At 54.7% G+C, this 254-nt stretch carries 1 protein-coding gene; it reads left to right on the top strand.

What is annotated here, in order from left to right; genetic code table 11:
- Positions 1-116 precede the first annotated feature (116 nt).
- Positions 117-254, top strand: a 138-nt coding sequence (locus tag IV91_RS17665) for a DUF4372 domain-containing protein (protein WP_150112543.1), incomplete at its 3' end; no start/stop codon positions are given.

The raw sequence follows: 254 nt of genomic DNA, 5'->3' as shown, positions 1-254 counted from the left end.
CGAAACGCTGCAAGCCACGATTGACGCGGGATTGCGAGCGATAATGGGTGGTGTCGATTTGAATTTGGACCGGTCCCGATTCGGGCAAAATTCTGGGATTTTCCCCGGAGGATGCCATGAACGCTGGCAAGACGCTTTTCGCCCAAATAATGGATTTTCTGCCGTGGACAACCTTCGACCGATATGTCGATCGGTATGGCGGCAACCGTGGCGTTCGCACCATGACTTGCGCCGAGCAATATCGCATCATGGCC

This window comes from Ferrovum myxofaciens (assembly GCF_000735045.1).
Classification (GTDB): domain Bacteria; phylum Pseudomonadota; class Gammaproteobacteria; order Burkholderiales; family Ferrovaceae; genus Ferrovum; species Ferrovum myxofaciens.
The sequence above is the reverse complement of the archived record's forward strand: the minus strand, read 5'-3'. Positions and strand labels throughout refer to the sequence as shown.